General features: G+C 68.5%; 9 protein-coding genes. All 9 read right to left on the bottom strand.

Annotation, left to right across the window (positions count from 1 at the left end; all coding sequences use genetic code 11):
• Positions 1 to 44: 44 nt before the first annotated feature.
• On the bottom strand, positions 45 to 4,484 hold the full coding sequence (locus tag HMPREF9058_RS08935) for an FtsK/SpoIIIE domain-containing protein (protein WP_009747863.1): 4,440 nt from the start codon (positions 4,482 to 4,484) through the stop codon (positions 45 to 47).
• Positions 4,481 to 5,266 carry a hypothetical protein gene (locus tag HMPREF9058_RS08930; protein ID WP_009747955.1) on the bottom strand — a complete coding sequence of 262 codons (786 nt, stop codon included), beginning with the start codon at positions 5,264 to 5,266 and terminating at the stop codon, positions 4,481 to 4,483. Before HMPREF9058_RS08930 ends, HMPREF9058_RS08935 begins: the two co-directional genes overlap by 4 nt.
• Positions 5,267 to 5,363: 97 nt before the next feature.
• Positions 5,364 to 7,151 carry a serine/threonine-protein kinase gene (locus tag HMPREF9058_RS08925; RefSeq protein WP_083816386.1) on the bottom strand — a complete coding sequence of 596 codons (1,788 nt, stop codon included), beginning with the start codon at positions 7,149 to 7,151 and terminating at the stop codon, positions 5,364 to 5,366.
• On the bottom strand, positions 7,151 to 8,809 hold the full coding sequence (locus HMPREF9058_RS08920; protein WP_009407372.1) for an FHA domain-containing protein: 1,659 nt from the start codon (positions 8,807 to 8,809) through the stop codon (positions 7,151 to 7,153). Before HMPREF9058_RS08920 ends, HMPREF9058_RS08925 begins: the two co-directional genes overlap by 1 nt.
• A complete protein-coding gene (locus HMPREF9058_RS08915; RefSeq protein ID WP_009747758.1) occupies positions 8,806 to 9,690 on the bottom strand; it encodes a PP2C family serine/threonine-protein phosphatase in 885 nt (294 codons plus the stop codon). Before HMPREF9058_RS08915 ends, HMPREF9058_RS08920 begins: the two co-directional genes overlap by 4 nt.
• Positions 9,691 to 9,703: 13 nt before the next feature.
• A complete protein-coding gene (locus tag HMPREF9058_RS08910; protein WP_009747939.1) occupies positions 9,704 to 11,110 on the bottom strand; it encodes an RDD family protein in 1,407 nt (468 codons plus the stop codon).
• 2 nt (positions 11,111 to 11,112) lie between these two features.
• The gene (locus tag HMPREF9058_RS08905) at positions 11,113 to 13,671 is read right to left on the bottom strand and encodes a transglutaminase domain-containing protein (protein WP_009407026.1); all 2,559 of its coding nucleotides are present in this window, start codon (positions 13,669 to 13,671) and stop codon (positions 11,113 to 11,115) included.
• The gene (locus tag HMPREF9058_RS08900) at positions 13,668 to 14,861 is read right to left on the bottom strand and encodes a DUF58 domain-containing protein (RefSeq protein ID WP_009407313.1); all 1,194 of its coding nucleotides are present in this window, start codon (positions 14,859 to 14,861) and stop codon (positions 13,668 to 13,670) included. Before HMPREF9058_RS08900 ends, HMPREF9058_RS08905 begins: the two co-directional genes overlap by 4 nt.
• A gap of 315 nt (positions 14,862 to 15,176) precedes the next feature.
• Positions 15,177 to 16,142, bottom strand: coding sequence for a MoxR family ATPase (locus HMPREF9058_RS08895; RefSeq protein ID WP_009407198.1), 966 nt, complete (start codon positions 16,140 to 16,142; stop codon positions 15,177 to 15,179).
• Positions 16,143 to 16,211 lie beyond the last annotated feature (69 nt).

Genomic DNA, 16,211 nt, shown 5'->3' with positions numbered 1-16,211 from the left:
ACAGGACAGGCTCTGTTCCGGTGACGGTCGAGCGTCGACTCCTCTCACTCCATGAGCGGGACCTGGACTTTGACGGCACGACCGGCACTGACCCAGTAGCCCCGCCCCACCGGCATCTCACCGCGGCGCACCTTCGGTGTCGGGGTGCGCAGGATGAGCTCGCCATCCATGGAGTCGGGTTGGAGGATGAGACCGGTGCGGGCGGAGCGCACCTCCTGGAGCAGGGGCCAGGATGAGTTCCACTGGGAGGTGTCGCCCTCAGCCACAACGAGGTGCCCGTTGCGTTTGGCCTTCTTGACCGCGTCGATGAGGGCCATCTCCAGTGGGGCCTGGAGGAACTCGGGATAGCCCTCGATGAACAGGGCGACGTGAGGATGGCCTGGGTCGGCCTCCACATCCAGGGTCGGTGAGAGCCGTTCGAGTGCCTCGCGGATCCTCTCCTCACCGGAGACGGACAGATCCCACAGTCCCTCCATGGCTGCCAGCGGTGAGCGCCGCGAGGCCAGATGCACCCGGACGATCTGCGGCTCCCACTCGCACAGCGCTGTACTCATCCAGCGGATCGCGTTGGAGGTGCCCGACTGGGGCTGGCCGCCCAGCAGGATCGCGCCGACAGGCTCAAAGCCCATCATGGCCAGCGTGTCCGAGGACATGCCCAGCGCCGGGGCGCCCGCGACTGTTCGTGGCAGCCCCGCCGCGGGCAGCTCTACGGGCAGCTTTCCGATGGCGGCCGGCCGCTGCCGGCCCTGACGGGTGAGGTAGTGCCCCAGGGAGTCCACCAGACGTGACTGGGACAGGATGTTGACGTTGTCCCCCAGGATCGCCAGCTGGAGCTCCTCGTCCTTGCGTCCGACCTGCATGGCCCTTCCCGGAGGACTGGAGGGGGTGAGCACGTCCTTGGGCAGGCTGAAGTACATGTACCCGTCCTCATCGGTCTGCCGTAGGACGATCTTGCGTTGGAAGGAGTTGCTCATCGAGGTGGGCACAGCATTGGGGCGCTCGGCGGTCGCGGCCACGTGAACCCCCACTCCGCGGCCGTCGACGAGGATCCGCTGGAGCAGGTCCAGCAGTGCCACGCCGTCGGAGGTCTTCTCCAGCTCGGCGCGCATGGAGCCCACGCCGTCGAGCAGGAGCAGCAGTCTGGGCTCCTCATTGCGGTGGGCGATGCGCCGGTAGTCGGTGATGGTGCCCGCACGGCTCTGTGAGTAGCGCTCGGAGCGCTCGTCGATGATGCTCACCACGTGGCTCAGTAACCGGCTGACGCGTTCTTCGTCGTCACCGTCGACGACGGCGCCCACGTGCGGCAGTGACTCCAGCATCCGCAGTCCGCCACCCGCGAAGTCCAGGGCGTAGACGTCCACTGGCCCCGATCGGGGCGTGATCCCGGCGGCGATCGCCAGGGTCCGCAGCGCTGTCGACTTCCCTGAGCCCGACGAACCGTAGAAGCAGATGTTGCCGTCATCGTCTGGACGGAAGTACTCCGCGTACTGGTCCTGGCTGTCCGGGTCGTCGACGACGCCCAGGATCAGCTCGGTGTCCCGGCGCTGGGGCAGGTAGTTCAGGTCGTAGGTGGTTGCGAGCTCCTCCAGCCACGGCTTGCGCGGAGCGGTGATACCCGCCTCCTGGGCGGCCCGCTTGACCGTGTCCACGACCCTCTCGATGTCCTGGGGGACGTCATCGGACGCGGTCTCGATATGGGCCACCTGCCAGGGGCGGGGGACCCCGAAGGTCATCTCGTCCACCGAGACACGGGCCACCTGCAGCTTGGCGGAGGTGCGGGCCCCGGGGTAGGCGGACTGGAAGCGGGTCACCCGGCCCGGCCCGGTCTTGGCGGCGGCGCGCCCCGGGAACTCCGGAGGGAAATGGGCGGCGGTCTTCTCTCCCAGGACATCCTGGGAGTCGGACTCGTCTGCCATGCGCAGTGCCACGCGCAGGTTGGTGTTGGCCCGCAGATTGTCCTTGATGACGCCGGCGGGCCGCTGGGTGGCCAGGACCAGGTGCAGCCCCAGGGACCGGCCTCTCTGAGCGACGTCGACGACGCCGTCGACGAACTCTGGAACCTCACCGACCAGGGCGGCGAACTCGTCGACGACGATGACGAGGCTGGGCGGGCAATCGGGATCCCCGGTCTTCTCCAGCGTGACCAGGTCCTTGGCGCCTTTCTCATTGAGCAGGTGCTCTCGGTGGCGCAGCTCGGCTCTCAGACTGGTCAGCGCCCGCCTCACCAGGTAGGGGGATAGGTCCGTCACCAGACCGACGCAGTGCGGCAGCTCGGTGCAGCGGGCGAAGGCCGAGCCCCCTTTGTAGTCCACGAAGAGGAAGGTGATGCGATCCGGGGACAGGGACTGGGCCATCCCCAGCACCCAGGACTGGAGGAACTCCGACTTTCCGGCACCCGTTGTCCCCCCGACCAGGGCGTGAGGCCCGTGGGCGCGCAGGTCCAGTGCCAGGGGTGCCTCCGCTCCCTGCCCCACCAGGGCGCTCAGGCTCAAGGGCTGCTTGAGGGGGACGGCCGCACCTCCTCGGTCGATGATCGAGTGGTTGGCACTCCACCTGGAGATCTGGGCCTCCACGGAGTCCGCCAGCTCCTCGCCGGTCAGGCCGACGAAGGAGATGGCCGCAGGCAGGTCGGACTCGTCGTCGACGGGCACACCGGCATCGATCACTGGAGCCAGGTGGCGACCCAGCGCCCGGGCCTGGGAGTGGCTGAGCGACTCGGGGACGACGTCGGTCGCATTGCGCGAGCGTCGCACGTAGCCGACGACCGTCTTCTCCTCGCCCAGATGAAGGAAGGTGCGGCAGGCGGCGGGAAGGTCGGCGACGTCGCTGGCGAACCACAGGACGTGGACCCCGACATCCGGACCCTGCTCGACGACCCGGATGAGCCGGGAGCGGTTGACCCCAGGGTTGTCGACGATGACGACGACGTCGGGGACGATGGCCTCATCCCCCTCGTCGTCACTGACATCCTCCGACGGTCCACGACGCGCCGGGGTGGTGGCGCCGCGCTGGACGATGAGCTCCTCCAGACGGGCCAGGAGAATAGTGCCGGTAGCGCCGTCGCAGGCCAGCTGCAGGTCACCCAGTGGGGAGTGGGGGGAGGAGGTGTGAGGCGCCCACTCCAACCAGTCCCACCGCTCTCGGCCGGTCGGGTCGGTCAGGCAGACCACCGTGACCTCCGCGGGGGAGTGCAGGCAGATGAGCTGGGCCACGATGGCCCGCCCCACCGCCTCCAGGTCCGGGCCGGTTCCGCACACGCCTAGTGCCCCGTCCTCACGCAGGTTGACGATGATGGGGACGTCGCTGATCGTGGCGTAGCGCTCCCGCAGCTTGTCCAGGGACTGGTGATGGACCGCCAGGCCGTCTCGGTGCGTGTTCGCCTCGATCTCGGTGCGTGGCAGATCCGTCCCCAGCCCCAGACGCAGCTGGAGGAACTCAGGATGTTCCGGGCGCCGTGACCAGAGCATCGGCCCCAGTGCGAGAGCCTGGTCGACCACCTCGTTGACAGCCGGGTACTGGGCCTTGCGCGCCCGGCGCTCCGCGGCGTGCGTGCGGGTCAGGCGCCGGTCTGCGTCCTCCACTCCCTGGATGAACACCTTGATGTCGTGCTTGAGCTCACGCTTGCGCCGGATGCGCTGATCCACCCAGTTGCCGATCATGATGAGCGGGCTGAGGAGGATGAAGATGAGACTGAGCATGTTGCGGGTCATCAGGAGCATGGTCGCCCCCATGAGCAGCGGCATGACCATCGCCAGCAGCGGGAACCGGGCGGCGTTGCGGGAACGCGGCACCTCGGGAAGCTTGATCTTGACCGCGGGCGTGCGCGGGACCACCCGTGGGGAGCGGGTGAAGGCGATGTCGCCGTTGTCGCCTCCCTGACGGATACCGGGGATCGACGAGACGGTTGTCAGCATGGACAGGCGCAGCGTCGTGTCCCCGACGGTGACCAGGTCATCCGGTCCTAGCGACAGGCGCTGAACGCGTTGGTCAGCGACGATGACGCCGTTGGCCGAGTTGAGGTCATGCACCTCGATGCCGTGCCCCACCGTAATCCGCATGTGCCGCTTGGACACGAGCGGGTCGCTGAGCACGATGTCGCAGCGGCCGGAGCGTCCCAGCTCGGTCGAGCCGGGAGGCAGGGGGAAGCTCCGCCCCTTATCGGGCCCGGACACGACCTGGGCGATGGCCACCTGCTGGGCCGGCGAGTGCTCGGAGACGACGGCGCTGACGTTGACCAGGTCGCCTGAGCGCAGCCCCGACTCGTCCAGTGGCGTGTGGCTGGTCAGGGTCATCGGGGCGGTGACGCCCGCCGGGTCGAGCACCCGCAGCGTCACCGCGGCGGGATCAACGGCGCCTGCGGCCTTGACGGGACTGGCGCTGGCCAGTGCCGCAGCGACGTCTCCCACGGTGGCGGTGGCGTCAGCGGTGATGCGCAGGTTCGTGGGGTGGCCGCTGCGCCCGACCACGGATAGCTGGATCTTCATCGCCGCGCCTCAGCTCCGTGTCGCGCCCGGAGTGGAAGGACAGGCGCTGGATGTTCGGTGCCCGCCGGCTGCGTCGTGCTGTCCAGCAGGGGGAGATCCTCGACAGTGACAATCCGTGCGGTCAGGGCGTAGTCGACCAGCGCGGTGCGCCGATAGGAGGCGTGGGCGCGAGGTCCTCCGCGCATGCCCTTGACACCGATGCGGTCGAGCTTGTCGCAGACGTTGTCCAGCTTGCGGCTGAAACGGGTCAGGGTCCAACCCAACCGGGCGGCCGCGTCGGCGTTGCGCGGCAGGTCCACCGGGCCGCTGCCGGTGCGCCTGAGCCAGGGCTCGGCCAGTGCCAGGATCGCCAGGTGCTGACTTGGCGTCAGGGTCACCATACCCACGGTCGACTCACCGGTCTGGGGGCTCATGGGGCGAGGCTGGGCGGTCTCATAGCCGGGAAGGGGCACGGTCAGCAGGATCTCGTAGGTGGTCGACCCTGCGGTGAACACGATGGCCATCTCCGGAAAGACCAAAGGTACCCGGGCCCCGGGCGCGATCCAGGAACGGGAGGTACCGGACTTCTCGGTCAGAGTCGCCCCGATATGAGAGCCGACGTTGGCAACCCACCACAGGCCCGTGTCATGCTCCAGGATGAGGAATGTGCGGTGCAGGAACAGGTTGTTGTCGTCAAGCACGAGATCCCCTTCGCGCCCGATGCTGAAGCGCGTACCGGGCTCGACGCTGTACAGCTCGCCGACGAAGTCCACGAGCAGGGGCTCGGCAGGAGAATTCGTCATGATCCCTCCTTCTTCCTTTGATTCCTCAATGGGTGGTTATTCCTTGAACGGCGGTGTTCGTGAGGTTGCCTGCAGGACCTCGGGCAGGAGCGCCGGCTCACCCCGAGCTGCCCGCCCCGGGTGTGTCGATGCAGGCGACGGAGGCCTCCGACGATGCCCCGCTGGAGTCCCGGGCGATGACCTCAATGCAGGTGCGTGCACTGATCGGGGTGACGGTGGCACTGGTCTGCCTGGTCTCCTGGACCGGGAGCAGCTGGCCCGGGTCGGAGATGCGGTACAGGAAGACCACGTCGCCGCCGCTGGAGTCGTAGGACCAGGTGGCTGCGACGCGCCCCTCCGCCTGGGAGACCTTGAGGTCCGTGACGGCGGGCAGTAGCCCGGCTCCGGGAACGGCCCCGGGCGGTGCGGTGGTGGCTGGATGGGGGGTGGCCTGCTGTGTCCCACCCTCTTCTCGCAGCACAGACCACACTCCGATCACGCTCAGGCAGACGACGACGGCGGCGCCCAGAACAGTGACGGCCACGGCTCGCCCCGACAGATGTTCCCGCTGGCGCCTCCGGTGCACCTCGGCCTCGTCCGAACCCGCAGTGTTGGCGGTGCCATCGGCCGCATCGTCAACGGAATGGGTAGCAGTCCCGCACCGCGGAGATGATGAGGTCGTGGCCGATGAGGCACGTGCCCGCTGTCCCGGCAGGACCGTCGCCTCCAGGGCAGCGTCGGCGTCGTCGTCCCTGCGCCCAGGGTGGGTGCCGGGCATCTCGGGCATGAGTGGTCCTGCGGGCGCCTGAGGCGCTGAGAACCGGAGGCGGGAGCGATTGCGCAGCAGGGTGCCGTTTGTGGACTGGGCCTCGACACGACGGGGCGCGAAGGTTGTGGCGGCGTCGTCGTGCTTATGGGTAATGGGTACGGTGCCGGTCGGCCCATCGGGGTCCACGGTGAGGACCGGTCGCAGCATCGTGGAGTCCTGGTCCCCGGCCCCATCCGGCTGCCCTCCGGGTGTCTCCTCCATGACATCGAGCTGGGTGGTGGCCAGCTGCAGGTCGGTCTGCACTTGTTGCAGCGCGCGAGCCAGGGCGACGGCGCTGGTGTACCGGCCGCTGGGCGACTTGGCCATCGCCGTGACCAGGACCCGTTCGAGCTGCTCGGGCACGTCGCGTCGTCCGATTGGGGGGATCGGTCGGTGGAGCACTCGGTCCAGCATCGAGAGCTGGTCGTTGCGGTCGGCGCCGGAGACGTCAACGTGGGGCGAGCGTCCCGCCAGCAGCGTGTAGATGGTTGCCGCCAGGGCATAGACGTCCGAGGCTGGCGTCAGACTCTCCTGGTCGAGCTGCTGCTCGGGTGAGGCCCACGGTGGGGAGGCCCCACCGAACTCATCCTGTTCGATGCTCAGACCGATAGGAGCGGCGATCCCGAAGTCGCCGAGCACCGGACGTCCGAAGGAGGTGAGGAGGATGTTGGCCGGCTTGATATCGCGGTGGAGGTAACCGACCCGGTGAATGGTCTCCACGGCGCCCGCCACCTGGATTCCGATCTCCAGGGTGCGTGTGAGCGTCAAAGGCTGGGATGCGGCCAGTTTGCCCAGGTGCGGCGGTGGACAGTACTCCATGATGAGGTAGCTGCGTTCCTCCTCCACTGTCCCTGCCCCGTAGACCGACACGATGGAGGGGTGCGACGACAGCCGGGCCATGAGGTCCGCCTCAGTGGTGAACCGGTGGTGGTCGCGCTGGCTGCCTCCTTGCCGCAGGATCTTGACCGCTACGTCGCGGTGCGGAACCTGCTGTTCGTACAGGAAGACATCGGCGAAGCCCCCGGCGCCCAGGAAGCGCTTTGGTCTGGCTCCGGGGATTGGTGGGCCCTGCGGCGGAGCGTTTCGCTCGGAGGACATCACGCCTCACGCTCCACTGTCAGGGTGGTGCCGTCACCGATGTCGATGATGTCGCCGAGGCGTAGGAAGATCTGCTGGTGCTCGGGCACTCGGCGAGGCTCCTCGCCGGCACGCAGCAGGAAGGTGCCGTTGGTGGACCCCAGGTCCTCCACACTCATGTCCCAGCCCTCGACCCGCACCGCGCAGTGCGTCTTCGAGATCGCCTTGCCCGGGCTGGGGACCGCGAGCAGATGAGGACTCTGAGCGGCGGTGGTGCTCGTGCCTTGGGGCACTCGGCCGATGATGACGTCAGCGTCCAGAACCGCCGTGGCACCGGAGGAGACACGCAGAATGCCCAGGACCGGTCGCTGGACCTGGCCGGTCCTGGAGGAGATGGCGCCGCCGCAATCGCGGCACGAGGAGGCATGCACCGGGTTGGGGTGCCCCGTCTCGCAGAAGACGGCCAGCACACTGGGGCCGGTGCCGGAGGGCTCATCGATCCCGGCCGTCCTGGCCTGCCCGCTCAGCGCGTCCCTGGCGGCATGAAGCCCGGCGGCCGAGACCGTGTGCCCGTCGTGCCGCCAGTGCTCACTCGAAGGGGCGGAACCATTCGGGGAGGCCTCGTCCGTACCGCCGCCGTGCGGTGCCTGTCCGTGAGCCGGGAGCGGATCATCCGCTTGTGCTGAGTGCGCCTCGAGAGGATGACCGGAGGCGTCCTCGTTGTGGGGCTGCGCGCGGTGGTCTCCAAGCCCGCCGGCGACCTGGGCCAACGGATCAACGTCCTCGCAGTGGACCGAGCGGATGGCCGCAGCCTCAACCCCCCTCATCATCGTGTGCTCGAAGAGATGACCGAAGTACTCGTCCTCGGCTTGCTGCTCACGTATCTGTGAGTCTGCGGTACCAGCGGCCGCAGGAACGTCGTCGTGACCCAGCACCGTGGCCGGGTCCTCGGAGCCGGTCCCTTGCAGGGAACCCGCGCCGGCCAACAGGTCCAAGGACTCCGGTCCCAGCGTCCGTCCTGGATCGGGGGAGTCCGGGTGACCGATCCCCTTCTGGCCCTGCGTCGCAGGTCGGGGCGATGGTGCCGGTGGGGCGACCGGTTCCGGGACGCCTTCGGCCTGGGCCTGCTGGAGGATCTCCTGGACTGCCGACGGCAGCGGTGTCTCCTCACCCCCGTGAGCGCTGCTCTGAGCTGGTGAGGGCAGTGGGAACTGGTGGGATCCGAACCCGATGTGCAGCTGTGAGGCGCGGACGATCCCCGACCGCAGGGGGAGGAGTTCCTCGAACTGTTCGGGGCCGGCTGCACGTCCAGTGGCTGGGGTGAGCTCGAGGATGCACTGGTTGACCCGGTCATAGCGGGACTCCTCCCACACGATGACCTCGGAGGCGTTGAAGCTGCGCTCGCCGTCTGCGGTGTCCAGGTGGAGGCAGAAGCGCCCCCGGGCGGCCACTCGCAGCTCCTGGCCGTCGATGGCCATCATGAGGAAGTCGGGAAGGGTGAAGACCTCGTTGTCGTGCAGCCGGCTCAGGCTTCGCAGCAGGTCGCCGAGGCAGCGGTGCTCAGTGAGTTCAGCCCACATCGCCTCCATCGCCTGCGCGCTCCCGTCGAGGGCGAGGACGCCGCCTTCCGCGACGGCGACCAGGATGCCGCCGGGTACCCAGCGTGTCAGCATCTTCATGGACAGGACCTCCTGGAGGCGGGGGTGGGGACGGTGGAGTCGGAGTCGGTGGCCCGGGGCAGCGTGGTGTCGTCGACCTGCGTGTCCTCCCAGGGAGGGAAGGCCTCCACGACGTCGACGATGACGACGGTGACGTTGTCTCGGCCGCCGGTGGCCAGGGCCAGGTCGACCAGCGTCTGGGCGGCGTGGCTCGGCTCGGGCACGGACCGGGCTACCATCTCGATGAGGGATTCGGTGACGTGCCCGCTCAACCCGTCCGAGCAGATGATGAAGCGGTCGCCCTCGGTGGCCGGCAGAAGGTACTGGTCGGCGACCACCTGGTCCCCGCCGCCTGCCCCCAGTGCCCGGGTGATGACGTTGCGGTGGCATGCTGACAGTGCCTGGGAACGGTCCAGGTGACCGGAGTCGATGAGCTCTTGGACCTCGGAGTGGTCATGGGTGATCTGGGAGAAGGACTGAGCGGAGAGGTGGTAGGTGCGTGAGTCGCCGATGTTGACCACTCGCAGGCACGGAAGCGCCCCCTGCCGGGAGAGCAGCAGACCCGTGAGCGTCGAGCCGGGGGCGCGTTCCCCGGTTCCCAGGGCGGCTACGCTGCGCGCGGCACGGGTCAGGCGCCTGCTGAACTCGTGGGACGTGACGAAGGCGCGCCCCACGAGGTCCTCGAAGGCTCCGACGGCGTGGGCCGAGGCGGTACCGCCTAAGTGGTGTCCCCCCATGCCATCCGCAACGAGGAAGACTGGAGAGTCGGCCAGCAGCGAGTCCTCGTTGTCAGTACGGGCCTGGCCGACGTCGGTAGCCGAGCCATGGCGCACGATGAGGCGGGCCTCCTGAGGGCGCCAGTCCGCGTGAGCCGTCGGATGCGCTGTGGTGGAGCTGTTCATCTCGGCGTCCCGCTCAGTTCCCCACCGTGAACCGGCGTTGACCGACATGGACGATGTCGCCGACGCTGGCTCTGATGCGCTGTCCCTCATCGGCCGTCGTCAACGCTCCGTCAGGCGTCTCTACCGTGGTGCCGTTGGTGGAGCCCAGGTCCTCAATGAGCACGCCGGTGCCGTCCAGAACGACAGCCACGTGGGTCTTGGAGATGGAGAATCCCGGGTCGTCCACGGCAACGGTGCAGGCGCCCTCCCAGGGAGAGACCGCCTGCGGGTCGCGTCCCAGCAGGACCGTGCCTGCGGCGCCGAGGTCGACCCGTTGCCCGGTGTCCAGCAGGAGCGAGGGCGCGGACTGGGGGGTGGACCTGGCAACGGTGCGATCCATGGGGTCGTCTCCGGCGCAGGAGTCCTGGGCCGCCCAATGATTCTGGGACCCCGCCAGCGCCCCACCGGAGGCCACGGTGGAGTCTGCCTGCTCCTGGCGCGCCGATAGCGGCACCATGACTGGAGCGGAAGGGTCTGAGCCACGAGGTACGGACAGTGGCGAAAGGGGCGCTGATCCCACAGGTGCTGCGGCCGGCTCGCCGTCCTGCGCCATCGGCGATGACTCCAAGTCAGTGGGCCGCCGGCTGGGAGCTACTGGCCCTTCCGGCTTTCCGGATCGCCACGGGACCTCGGTGATGAAGCCCTCGGCCCCCACAGCAGCCACGGAGTCATCTGCGCTGCGGCTCTCGGAGAGGGGTCGGCGTGCCGTGACAGTGACAGTGGACTGAAGGTACTCATCAGCATCGATGCGGTCCTCAAGGTCCTCGGGACGCAGGAACCGGTCATGGTCGTGCTCGCTGCCGGTGCCGCCGTTGGTATCCCCATCGCGCAGCTCCCACCCCGGGGGCTCCTCGCCCTCACCGGTGTCCTTGGCAGTGACGACGACGATGTCACTGATCCGATCGAACCAGGAACGACCGCTGCGGTCCTCGGAGACCAGGTAGATGATGACGGCGCCGATACCCAGGGTGAGGCCGGAGACGGTCGACAGGACCAGCATCTTGACGAGGGCGTTCAGACCGGGCCTTCCCGGGCGGGACCATCGCAGCCAGGAGATGCCCACAACCCGCATCCCGAGGGTCTGTCCACGCTTCCACAGGTCAATGATCTGGAACCAGATGACGGCCACCGCTCCCAGGAACGCGATTGCTGCCGCCACTCCGATCGTCACCGTGGAGGTCAGCTGCACGGCGATTACGGTGGGAATGAGGCACATGACGTTGATGAGGGACACCACCACTGAGTCGACGACCAGAGCCGTGGCACGCATGCCGGTGCTGGCCGGTCTGAGGTCCCGCAGGTGAGCGGGGGAGTCATGGGAGTCTGGTGAGGCCGGGGAGACCTCAGGATCCGCCCCGCGGTTGACTACTGGCTCTGTCATTATCATTCGTCTCCTTCAGAGGAGGGCAGTGAATCCGTGGCAGGCTGACGCGGCGGTCTGCGCAGGCCCGATGGACTCAGCCAGCTCGGCCACAGACGGCGCGAGCCGTCCGGGGATGGCGTCGGAGCGTTACTGAGCCGAGACGGTCCGACGCCCAGGGACCGACCAGCTGGTACGCGGCCGGGACGATGCCTCAAGGAGGTCACCGAGAACCGCGCCACCAGGCGGCGGTACCGGGAGGAGCGAGACGCCAGAGCCCGACTCAGGGCGTCGGTGCTGTTCCAGGCACGTGCCTCCACCGTGTCTGCCATGTCCTGGCCGCTGAACACCGTGGAGTCCACCAGCTGGGCCAGGCCGCCGACGCTGTCTGAGGACGGGGACGGTCGGAAGGTCAGCCCCGGGTTCGGCTCGCCGGAGACGAGGGAATCGAGGTAGAGGGCCTGCTCATTGCGGGTGGTCGCCCGTGGAACCCCGGTATGCAGGTCCGTCGCGTAGTCAATGAGCTCGTTCCATGAGCCGGTGATGCGATCCATCCGACTCGCGGCCCGGCGCCGTCGTCGACGACGCCATGCCTTGGCGGCCACGATGGCGATGAAGGGCGCGGCGATGACCACCAGGACACCGACCACCTTGGCCGCCAGGAGCAGCCATGCCAACCAGGGACTGGGGCGGTCTGAGTCGTCGTCGCGGTCGTCGTTGGTCTGCGGTGTCAGATCGGCCGGGTCCTGGGGCGGCACCGGTGGCTGAAGCACCTGGGGGCGAGGATTCGGCTTGGGTTTGGGAACCTCCGTCTGGGGCTTCTGGTCACGGGGCGGAGTGGGATCGAAGGCCACCCAGCCCACGGAGGAGAAGCTCACCTCCACCCAGGCGTGGGCGTTGGTCCCGGTGATCGCCTGCGTGCCCCCGGAGTAGGTCTCGGGGTAGAACCCCAGGACCACGCGCGCCGGGTAGCCGGCCTGCCTGGCCATGAGCGCCATCGCGACGGCGTACTGCTCGTCGTCGCCGATCATCGGCTTCTTGGGATCCAGGAAGGTGGTCAGACGTGCGGTCGAATGGCTCGGCAGGGAGAGCTTGTCACTGCCATCGGAGAAGAATCCCTGGCTGGAGAAGGTCTGCGCCATCGTCCGGATCTTCTCGGCCGGGGTGGAGGCCTCACCGATGAACTCGCTCAGACGGGTCCCGGCCTGCTCCGGCACGTTGCTCGTCTCAGGCATTGTCAGCGTGGTAAGCGCCTTGTCGCTGAGCTGGGCATCGGTCCAGGTCGGAGTGTCGATGATCGTCGTCGTGTAGCGGTCCCCCGAGGTCAGGCCTTGTGTCGTGATGGCCGACTCCAAGGGCTCGGAGTAGTACAGGGACTCCTGCAGGCTTCTGGCGCGAGCGCTGGTGAAGGCAATCGACTGCATCTGACCGCCTCCGGGCATCCAGTAGCCCGAGTAGTCCTTGATCGTCACCGTCAGGCTCGTGGTGCTGGCACCACCGGGCAACGGCTCATCGGTGACGGTGGAGCCCACCCGCCGGAACCCCTCCGCCGAGGCGTCGGTGCCCACGCGCATGACGGTGCCGTCGTAGGCGTCCAACGTGGCCAGACGTATCCTCTGCCCCTCCTTGAGGCCCTCCACCGTGAAGAGGGTGGAGTCCTTCTGGTTGTCCACCCAGTAGCGGAAGGAGGTCAACGGCGAGGCGTAGGCCGACATATCCAGAGGAGGCCTCACATGATCGCGCAGCACATCTCGGCGGCCTCCGGGCTCAAGGACGGGGGACAGTACCGTGGCGACGGTGATGGCGAGCGTCAGCATTCCTGTGGCGCCCGCGACAAGACGGAGCCGGGTACGACGTCGGGAACCGGGCCTGCCGACGATCCCGTGCCCCGCCGCGATACGACCCCGCTGTTGCAGGTGAGCCATCCACACCATGGCGACCACCAGAGCCACGCCAGCCGCAGGAAGCGCTAGTGGCGCCCGCTGCGAGCCCCACAGGATCCCGATGAGTCCCAGCACTGCCACAGCCAGCAGGGCCCAGCCCCGACGCCTGCCGGCTCGCAGCGTGATCGTCACCGCCACCAGCGAGCACAGCAGTCCACTGAGATAGGGGACGATCCCCGGGCCGACGAAGGACGCCGCAGGAGGAGCGATCGTCAACAGGTCCTTCCACGAGGTCACCGCGCCGATCACCAGCCCCTGAAGGGTCGCCAAGGTCGGCACCCCCCACCGACCCGTTGTCGTGGGAAGTGCCAGCGGACCTCCCGCCAGTAGGTAGGAGATGACCGCGGCCAGAAGGACCTCCAGGGGATTCCATCGCCACCAGGCCCCGGCCAGTGCCACGAGCGTGCCGATGACGATGCCCCCGGCGACGGCGACGTAGCCGCTGAAGGAGCCGAAGACGGCCCCGTGCGTAGCCCCCGCGGCGACCAGTAGCAGGACGACCGCGCCCAGACTCACCCAGTCCAGGTGATGGACCGGTGATCCGCTGCCGGTCGAGGCGGTGGCCCCAGTGCCTGCACCGACGCCGGTGGGCAGGCTCTCAGGACGATTGGTGGGAGTTCGTGACCCATGAGTGCTCAAGAACGGGCCTTTCTCATCGCGGGCGCCAGGTGCTCCAGGTCGGGCAGCGTCACCACGGGCAGTCCTGAGACTCTCTGCGAGGCCAGGCGCTGACGGCCGTTGATCCTCAGCGCCAGGCAGCGGGTGCTGGCCGGTACCTCGGCGTGAGCGCGGTGGAGCGTGGCCGCCGAGGTCCTGGCACCAGTGACCAGGACGGTGACCGACGCCTGAGGTACGGCACTGACCGCCTGTCGGGTCAGGTCCACCAGGTCCCCGGCCCTCTCCACCGGGTCTAGCGTGGTGAAGGTGTCCAGCACTCGCGCCCCGGTGGGCAGGTAGGGGCGGCCGGTCTGGGTGACCAGGCTGATCTCCCGGTTGTCTCGCACGGCAGCCAGCAGCAATGAGGCGCTCGCGGACACTGAGGTCTCGAAGTCCTCCTCCTCGTCCCAGGCGAGGGGATCCAGGTCGTGGATGACCAGGAGATGGGCCCTGCGGGTCTCCTCGAATTGCCGCACCATGAGGCGCCCGGTCCGGGCCGTGGTCTTCCAGTGGACGTTGCGGCGATCATCACCCGGGGTGTACTCGCGCAGGGCGTGGAAGGACACGTCCGAGCTGGACAGATCCTGGGTGACGGCGCCCTCGATGTCGCGGATGAAACCGATCGCCGTCGAGTCCAGGTTGACGGTGCGCGGGTGGATGAACAGCTCGACCGGCTCGGTCCAGTTCTGTGCGCGTCGGACCAGGCCGAGGACGTCCCCGCGGATGCTTCGCACCGGCCCCACCGTGATGACTCCCCGATGCCGGGTGGGCACGGTGAAAATCTCTTGGTGCTCGGCGCCGGGGGAGAGGCGCGGAATATCGAAGACAGCCAGGCCTTGGCCCACCGGCATCTCCACCGTCGCCGGTCGGGTGGCGCGTCCCGAGGGGTGCGACAGGTGCAGGGATCCCAGTGCTGGATCACCGACGACGACTCGGGTCGATACCAGGGAGAGCCGCACCCGGTAGGTGGCTCGTCCCAGCGCCTGAAGCGCCGCCAGCACCAGCAGGGTGGCCAGGGCCAGGGTGATGACCCATGCCTCCAACCAGTGCCGGCTGGCAGCCAGGTACCAGGAGATGACGAGCACCAGCAGGCAGACCCGCCCCAGCGTGGTGACCATCGCGACCGCGCCGCCCAGCCACGAGCCGCAGGCGGACAGTACGGGGCCCACCACAGGAAGAGACCGTAGCCGTGCGGCCGGCGTGGCCATCCGCCTGTGCACGGCCCCTCCTGCTCGCCGCAGTGCTGCCAGAGCCTGTAGGGCCGCCCTGGTCAGCGCCGATAGTGCGGAGCGTGCTGCGCTCGATGCGAGTCCCAGCGCGCTCAGCAATCGTCGAGAACGCCTCGGACCGCTCCTCGGCTGCGTAGAGGAGCCCAGCGGGGCGGAGGACGAGGCCCTCCCGCCTTCCGGGGTCCCGCGGGACTTCTGACCCGGCGAGCGGGGGAGGGCTCCCGGGACGGTCCCCCATGTCGTCTTAGCCATGAGGTCCTACTTCTGAACCGTGGGGACGGGGACGACCTCCAGGGCCTCGGAGATGACGGCGGACGGCGTGGCTCCGGCGAACTCGGCGTCGGGGTCCATGACCAGGCGGTGGGCCCACACGACCTGGGCGAGCATCCGCACGTCATCCGGGAGGACATAGGGCCGCCCCTGAGCAGCCGCCCAGACCCGCACGACCCGAGCCATCGCCAGCGCTCCTCGTGTGGAGACCCCGACACTAGTGCTCTCCGAGGCCCGGGTGGCGGCCGCCAGTGCCGCGATGTACTTCACCACCGAGCGCTCCATGTGGTTCTCCGCGGCCAGGTCCGCCATGGAGGCCACCGCGCTGGAGGCGATGACGGCACTGAGCGACTTCGAGCGGTCCGGGTTGGCACTTCCCTCCAGGACATCCGCCATCGCCTCCTCATCGGGGTACCCGACGGAGGTCTTCATGAGGAAGCGGTCGAGCTGGGCCTCGGGCAGGCGGTAGGTGCCGGCCTGCTCGATGGGGTTCTGGGTGGCGATGACCATGAAGGGACGGCCCGTGGCATGCCTGACCCCGTCGACGGTCACCTGGGACTCCTCCATGACCTCCAGGAGGGCCGACTGGGTCTTGGGACTGGCCCGGTTGATCTCGTCGGCCAGGACGATCGAGGAGAAGACGGGGCCGGCGTGGAACTCCCAGGAGCCGGCCTTCTGATCGAAGATCGTCACGCCCGTGATGTCGCTGGGCAGCAGATCGGGGGTGAACTGGATGCGCGAGTGCGTCCCCTGAACGGTTGCCGCGATGGCCCGGGCCAGGGCGGTCTTGCCGGTGCCGGGGGCGTCCTCGAGCAGGAGGTGGCCCTCGGCGAGCATGGTGGTCAGCGCCAGCCGAATGACCTCGGTCTTGCCCAGCAGGGCCTGCCCCACGTTGTTCACCATCCGGGCGAAGGTGTCGGCGAACCAGGTCGCGTTCTCATTCGTCATTGCCATTGATGGCCCTCGCTCTCCGTGGGGTGTTGACTGCGGTGAAGGGAGCCGGCTCGGTGAGGAACTCCGGCG

Origin of the sequence: Actinomyces sp. oral taxon 175 str. F0384 (genome assembly GCF_000223355.1) — a bacterium.
Lineage (GTDB): Bacteria > Actinomycetota > Actinomycetes > Actinomycetales > Actinomycetaceae > Actinomyces > Actinomyces oris.
This window is presented reverse-complemented; position numbering and strand designations above follow the sequence as displayed.

Bases quoted from the DNA above. Each gene is read 5' to 3' on its own strand.
- HMPREF9058_RS08895 (WP_009407198.1), bottom strand. From the start codon at position 16,142: ATGGCAATGACGAATGAGAACGCGACCTGGTTCGCCGACACCTTCGCC.
- HMPREF9058_RS08920 (WP_009407372.1), bottom strand. From the start codon at position 8,809: ATGAAGATGCTGACACGCTGGGTACCCGGCGGCATCCTGGTCGCCGTC.
- HMPREF9058_RS08930 (WP_009747955.1), bottom strand. From the start codon at position 5,266: ATGACGAATTCTCCTGCCGAGCCCCTGCTCGTGGACTTCGTCGGCGAG.
- HMPREF9058_RS08915 (WP_009747758.1), bottom strand. From the start codon at position 9,690: ATGAACAGCTCCACCACAGCGCATCCGACGGCTCACGCGGACTGGCGC.
- HMPREF9058_RS08935 (WP_009747863.1), bottom strand. From the start codon at position 4,484: ATGAAGATCCAGCTATCCGTGGTCGGGCGCAGCGGCCACCCCACGAAC.
- HMPREF9058_RS08925 (WP_083816386.1), bottom strand. From the start codon at position 7,151: ATGTCCTCCGAGCGAAACGCTCCGCCGCAGGGCCCACCAATCCCCGGA.
- HMPREF9058_RS08910 (WP_009747939.1), bottom strand. From the start codon at position 11,110: ATGACAGAGCCAGTAGTCAACCGCGGGGCGGATCCTGAGGTCTCCCCG.